This is a genomic window from Neobacillus soli NBRC 102451, from assembly GCF_001591665.1.
In the GTDB taxonomy this organism is placed as follows: domain Bacteria; phylum Bacillota; class Bacilli; order Bacillales; family Cytobacillaceae; genus Neobacillus; species Neobacillus soli.
Map to the genome: position 1 here is coordinate 189,257 of NZ_BCVI01000018.1, position 6,734 is coordinate 195,990.

A 6,734-nucleotide genomic window follows, 5' to 3' on the forward strand; every position below is an offset into this window, starting at 1 on the left:
TCCAAAGGGATGTTACTCATGAAGAAAAATCGAACTCTATTTTTAACAGCGGTTGCCTCTGGCACGATGTTAAATCCTCTTAATTCATCAATGATCGCATTAGCACTGCACAGTATTCAAAAGGATTTCGGGCTTTCTTTTACAACCGTTTCGTGGCTGATTTCCAGCTTCTATTTAGCAAGCGCGGTCGCCCAGCCGGTGACAGGAAAGATTGGCGATATTTTTGGAAGAAAAAAGACCTTTCTAACAGGTCTTGTGCTTGTTGCGCTATCAGCGGTTGGGGCACCATTTTCAACCACCTTCTTTATGTTACTAGCGATGAGAATGATCCAATCGATTGGCAGCAGCGCAATTTACCCATCGGGAATGACGTTAATCCGCGACCATATTAAAGAACGACAGGCTTCAGCACTAGCCGTATTATCAATTTTTGCCTCTGCCATGGTCGCACTTGGGCCGACCATCGGCGGTTACTTAATTGTTTGGGGCCATTGGCCAGCCATCTTCTGGGTAAACTTTCCGTTTATTATCATCAGTTTTGTGCTGGGATGGTATTTGTTTCCGAAGGACATCAAACAGGATAAGGCGCGGATAAAGGAGTTATTTTCCAACCTTGATTTTCTCGGAATCGGTTTTTTCGCGGCGGGAATGGTTTTCTTTTTATGGTTTTTATTGTCGTTTGGAGCAAAGGTGCATTATCTTTCCGGTATCACCGGGGTCATCTTTTTCGGTTTATTTGCCCTGAGGGAGTTAAAAGTTAGGGAACCATTTATTGATATTAGAATTTTCAAATCGCATCCAAAGCTTTCAATGGTCTATCTTCAGTTTATCTTTTTGAATATCTTTTTCTATTGCTTGTTTTTCGGTCTCCCCAGCTATTTCCAAGAAGTGTTGGGCTTAAGTGTGGAGCATAGCGGTTTATTAATGCTGTTTATGTCAGGGGTCAGTATAATCATTTCCTCTGTGACCGGAAAATGGATTGATCGGACGGGTGTGAACCAGCCTATTATAATAGGCTCTTTTATTTCAATCATTGGTGCTTTGATATTCACGCTGTTTTTTATCGATGCTTCGTATTTAGTGATTGGGCTTATTTTATCAATCATGGGGTTAAGCTATGGCATTGGAAATGTTGTTCTCCAAGTCGCGATGGTAAAAGAGAGCCCGCAAAATATTGTTGGGACTACCTCGGGTCTGTTTCAAACGTGCAGATATTTAGGGTCAATTTTATCCTCCATTATTTTAGGCTTGGTTTTTGGGGCAGAAATTTCATCCGAAAATATGAAAATCATCGGAGGAGTTTTGATCGTATCAGGCACAATCAGTTTTTTAATGAGTCTATGGTTTTCACGTGAGACGATTAAATTTGGAAGAGTGAAGCATGTGTGAGGACCCTTCATAAAAACAGCACCCTTTTAAAATGGTGCTGTTTCTGTTATTTGATTGGTAAAACATAAAATAACACACAAAAGAAGTGGGCCACACTACCTCCTAGCACGAATAGATGCCAGACCGCATGATGATACTTAAAGGCACGCCAGACATAGAATATGGCACCAAGCGTATAAAGGGCGCCGCCAATGACTAAATAGGCCATCCCTTGTGAAGAAAGATTATTGATTAACGGTTTCCAGGCAAAAACAATTAACCAGCCCATGACGACATAAAGAACTGTTGAGGAAAAAAGATACTTTTTGACAAAAAAACATTTAAAAACGGTACCCGCAATGGCAAGGACCCACACAATCCCAAATAATGTCCAGCCCATTGTCCCTTTTATCACGACCAATAAAAACGGAGTATAGGTCCCTGCGATAAAAAAGTAAATAGAGGAATGGTCGAGAATCTCAAAAACATCTTTTGCTTTTCCTTCAGGAAAGCTATGAAGCAAAGTAGAGGACATATAAAGAATAAACATCGATCCCCCAAAAATCGTGAAGCTGACAACATGCCAGACATTCCCATAAAGAGTGGAATAAACAATTAATATAACCAATGCCGAAATGCTCAATACTGCCCCGATTCCATGTGTAATCGAATTAGCCATTTCCTCATGCTTAGAAAAAGTATGTGTTGCAGCCACTGTGTAATGCCCCTTTCAAGAAAAAACCTATTCCAAAAAAATACCATGTAACTGGTCTTGGGACAATAGACAATTGTCATATTTAAAACAAAAAAAGTGACACTCTACCTTAGCATCACTTCAATCCTCTTTTTTAGGCTTATCCATCAATTTCTTAATCCTATCTTTCGGACTCCAGCAATTAAATTTATAGTTTGTTTTGGTAACAAATCCTAACCGACTGCAAAAATAATCCATTCCATCATCCTTTTTCTCAGCCCTAAAGTGTCTGCATGTCGCACAACAATGAAAATCCTTCAACCTTGTCACCTTTCTTAAACTATTAATCTTTCCTTCATAGTTTGTTCATATTTTTCCTTTAAGATAGAAATAGGTTCACGGAAGAACCTTAAACCTCCGCCCCCCCTTAATATAGATTTGTTTGGATGCCCGGCAATTTGCCGGGTATATTTTTTTTACTCCTATATCCATAAGGCTATTTTTTCTTCAGCAAAGTATACTTCTTCCCAACCCTGTCAATAACAATACCAAACATAGTTAGGAAGGGTGTTGTGATATGAAAGGAATTTATTTTATTAATGATCGTATTAGTTTAGATGGGCTTTCGAAGGAGGAGAGCCTTTCACTGCAGGAACAATCGATAAAAAAATACCTCTCAGACCAAAAAATTCAGATTGTAAAGCTTAATCCTTGCCAATTAAATGAGTTTTACACCATACCCCACGCACTTTTATACGATTTAAAAAGGCAAAAAAGCGGGTTCGACTGCTTTGTCCATTATTCGTTTCAAACCATCGAAGATTTCATTTACACGTATCCTGCTAAGTGGCTCATCCTAAAAAGCTTTTTTAAGGAAATCATCTTTGTTGAAAAACAAAAGGATTTGAACATACAAAACGTTATTTAATCAAGTGGTTTCTTTGCTGATTTGCGATAAATGATCACAAAATTAATCAAGAAAATGATGAATATATAAAGACCATATAATCCGAAAGAAAAGAACTTATTGTTACTAAAAGATGCCCCCGCAAAGGATAGAAGCAGGACGTTAGGAATTTTCCCAATAGTCGAAGCAATGAAGAACGTAAGCCATTTTACGTTACTTAACCCGCAAATAATATTGACAACTGGTGCGGGAATGACCGGAATCAATCGGCAGGTCAATATAGCGACAAAGGAATTTCGGTTCAGAAATTCCTCATATTCCTGAACCTTTTTAAATTTCAGCAGTTTTTCCCGTGCAAAATCCCGAAAACCATACCTGCTTAAAAAGAAGAATCCCATTGTTCCAGCCATCGATCCGGTTAAGGAAATAATCAACCCTTGAGCCGTTCCAAAGACAGCTCCTATCACTCCCGCTAACACGGGAAATGGAATGACTGGGAAAAAGACACAAATGGCCACAAGCAGCATACTAATGAAGATGGATAAAGTTCCGCCATGTTTCACTAGCTCGAGCAATTCACCTTTCTCCAGGAAACCAATTGTAATAATTACTATTAAAATACTTAAGCTTATTATTCTTTTTAGCATCGAATACTCCATTCTGATTTTAACTTTAATAAAATAGCGGCTTATTTAATTTTTTGGATAGGGGAGCCAAATGGTCACTGTCGTTCCAACTTCTTCAACACTTTCAATATTGATTTTCCCAGAATGACTTTCAATTATTCGATAGCTTGTCATTAAACCAAGTCCCGTTCCTTTTTCCTTCGTCGAATAGAATGGCTCCCCAAGCTTTGATAATCTTTCCTGCGGGATACCACAGCCGTTATCGGTGATCTTTACGGTAACGCCAGTTTCATCTGTCATAATGCTCACATCAATTCGTCCCTTTTCGGATAGGGCATCAAGGGCATTTTGAATCACGTTCATGAACACTCGCTTTAATGAATTGGAGTTCCCCATTATTGGAGGAACGGCCTCACCGGAATAGAAATTTAATTCCATCTTTTCCATAGGAGCTTGCGACTGTAATAGTTGGACCACCTGCCGGACGAGGTTATCAACAGAAACAACCGTTGTTTTTTCTGTATAGGGCTTCGCCATCGATAAAAATTCAGAAATGATTAACTCCACCCGGTGTAATTCATCTAAAACAATTTTTAGATACACGGGGTTAATCTCCTTTTCTGAATTTAAAAGCTGCATGAATCCCTTAATCGGTGTTAATGGATTGCGGATTTTATGTGCAACCGCTGCCGCCATTTGCCCGACAACAGCTAATTTTTCCGATTTCCGTAACCGTTCATTCGTTTCCATTCGATGTTGAATATCTCTGGAAACAGAAATAAATTCCTTTATTTCGCCATTTTCAGTATCAAATAAAGCTTTAATGGTAGATTCTAACCAAATATAGGAACCATTTTTATTTCTGCATCGGTATGTAAGCAGCAGCGAATTGTTATCAACACTAAGCATATGTTGTTTCTTCAATTCCTCATGGTCAGCTGGGTGGATAAATTCTGTTGGGCATTTTCCGAGCAGTTCCTCAGGTTCAAAACCCAAAACAGTTTTTACAGAAGGAGAAATATATTGATAAGAAAAATCAACTTTATGTAACATAATCATATCTGATGAATGCTCTGCAATAAGGCGGTACTTTACTTCACGGTTTTTCATTACAACTTCCATTTGTTTTTTTTCAGTAATATCGAGGATTTGTCCAATTAAAAATTCCTCACCGGTTGACTGCTCACATACTCTTGAAACAGTCAAAATTCCTGTTTTTATTTCACCTGACTTATGAATATATCTTTTTTCAAGCTGATATTCATCTCTTTGTCCACTCAATATCTCTCCAAATAATTGCGTATCCTTTGGCATATCATCCGGATAGGAGACTGACTCTACTGGTATAGAGGTTAGCTCGTCTAATGAATAACCAATAAAATCACTAAAAGCGAGATTATATTGAACTTTGGAAAAATCTATTAAAACAATCAATTGTGGGATCTTGGATTGGTAAAAAACCTCTTGATATAGAGTTAAATTAAACATCTTTTCCTCCAAAACGGTAATAACATTCGCAAAGCACGAGGTTGTTTGAATTACATAATAAGAGTCACTTACCTAGTATAAAGCTAAAGTAACTTTTCTTAAAGGGTAAGTTTTCTGAGTTTTTAAAAATAAAAAAAACAGCTTTCCCCATCTGCCAATTGTACCTCTAGCATTGTAGAAATATTGTAACAAACCAACCATGCACTCCATGATGGCAAAATTATAATAAACCTATAGAAACATTTTCTATGGAAAAGGGGCGGAGCGCCGCATAAGCGAATTAGTATAGACAAATTTAGTTGAATTTACGTTTTTCGCTATGAATAGGTGAAGCCTAGCTTTGCTCACACCGCCTTTATTAGGTGACTAGGGCTGGTTCGCTGAAATTATTTTCATGGTAAATGGTGTATGGAACGCCATAATGGTTTTCTATGGTTTTAAAAATAATGATGAATTTTGGTGATGAAGATGGAAGGAATCGGAAAAGGACACCCTTATCAAATGGGACATCCACATCTTGCAGGAAAGGGTATTGACTATGACGTAAACCCTTTTATTGTGATTTGGGAGGTAACTAGGGCTTGTCAGCTTAAATGTGTGCACTGCCGTGCGGATGCCCAGCTAACACCGGACCCGCGGGAATTATCACACGCGGAAGGAATCAATCTAATCGATCAAATCTATGAAATGGATAATCCGATGCTCGTCTTTACTGGCGGGGATTGCATGATGAGGGAGGACCTGTTCGAGCTTGCTGATTATGCGATTAAAAAAGGAATGCGTGTTTCGATGACACCAAGTGCCACCGCCAATGTAACAAAGGAAAAAATGGAACAGGCAAAGGAAGTGGGTCTCGCGCGCTGGGGCTTTAGCCTAGACGGCCCCACACCAGCCATTCATGACTATTTCCGCGGTACTCCAGGATCATTTGAGCTAACCGTCGAAAAAATAAAATACCTAAACGAATTAGAAATGCCACTCCAAATTAATACCGTTATTTCACGATATAATTATGATCATCTTGAAGAAATGTCAAAGCTAGTTGAAGAGCTCGGTGCTGTGATGTGGTATATCTTCTTGCTTGTTCCTACCGGAAGAGGCCAATTGGATGCTTGTATTTCACCTGCTGAGCATGAGAAGGTTTTTCGCTGGCTCTATGATTTGAGCAAAACGGCCCCCTATGATATTAAAACAACAGCAGCGCAGCATTACCGCCGCGTTGTTTTACAGCAAAAATCGCGTGATCATGTCATCGACAAGGGTGAAATTCATTACGAAGACACGATTACAACCGATTTTGCATCAATGCATGACGGCTTGAAGCGTGCCCCTAAAGGTGTAAACGATGGCAACGGCTTTGCCTTTGTATCTCATATTGGGGATGTCATGCCAAGTGGTTTGCTGCCAATTGTTGGCGGCAATGTTCGTGATACCCCGCTTGCGGAAATTTACCGCGAGGCAAAAGTATTTAAAGAACTGCGCCAGCCCGACAACTATAAAGGGAAATGCGGTGTTTGCGAATATAACAAAATTTGTGGCGGTTCCCGCTCGAGAACTTACGCCGTTACTGGTGACTACTTAGAAAGCGAACCATTCTGTGTTTATATTCCGCTGGCAATGCGCCAAAAACAAACGGCGCCAACTGTATATG

6 protein-coding genes are annotated in these 6,734 nt (G+C 39.3%); 3 read left to right on the forward strand and 3 right to left on the reverse strand.

All coding sequences use genetic code 11. The features are described from left to right. The first annotated feature begins 9 nt into the window (after nt 1–9). Nucleotides 10–1,389, forward strand: a complete 1,380-nt coding sequence (locus BSO02S_RS07585; protein WP_066064791.1) for an MFS transporter — start codon at nt 10–12, stop codon at nt 1,387–1,389. 46 nt (nt 1,390–1,435) lie between these two features. Here the strand turns inward: BSO02S_RS07585 and trhA are convergent, their stop codons facing one another. Then, nucleotides 1,436–2,083, reverse strand: a complete 648-nt coding sequence (trhA, locus tag BSO02S_RS07590) for a PAQR family membrane homeostasis protein TrhA (protein ID WP_066064795.1) — start codon at nt 2,081–2,083, stop codon at nt 1,436–1,438. A gap of 556 nt (nt 2,084–2,639) precedes the next feature. Between trhA and BSO02S_RS07600 the strand changes: the two genes are divergently transcribed. Beyond that, nucleotides 2,640–2,990, forward strand: a complete 351-nt coding sequence (locus BSO02S_RS07600; protein WP_066064801.1) for a hypothetical protein — start codon at nt 2,640–2,642, stop codon at nt 2,988–2,990. Here the strand turns inward: BSO02S_RS07600 and BSO02S_RS07605 are convergent. Then, the gene (locus tag BSO02S_RS07605) at nt 2,987–3,616 is read right to left on the reverse strand and encodes a TVP38/TMEM64 family protein (RefSeq protein ID WP_066064804.1); all 630 of its coding nucleotides are present in this window, start codon (nt 3,614–3,616) and stop codon (nt 2,987–2,989) included. The two genes, BSO02S_RS07600 and BSO02S_RS07605, sit on opposite strands and share 4 nt — an antisense overlap. Before the next feature lie 45 nt (nt 3,617–3,661). Beyond that, nucleotides 3,662–5,083 (reverse strand): PAS domain S-box protein, encoded by a 1,422-nt coding sequence (locus BSO02S_RS07610; RefSeq protein WP_066064807.1) that lies wholly within the window; start codon nt 5,081–5,083, stop codon nt 3,662–3,664. 468 nt (nt 5,084–5,551) lie between these two features. Here BSO02S_RS07610 and BSO02S_RS07615 point away from each other — a divergent pair. Continuing rightward, on the forward strand, nt 5,552–6,734 hold a 1,183-nt coding region (locus BSO02S_RS07615), incomplete at its 3' end, for a TIGR04053 family radical SAM/SPASM domain-containing protein (RefSeq protein ID WP_066064810.1).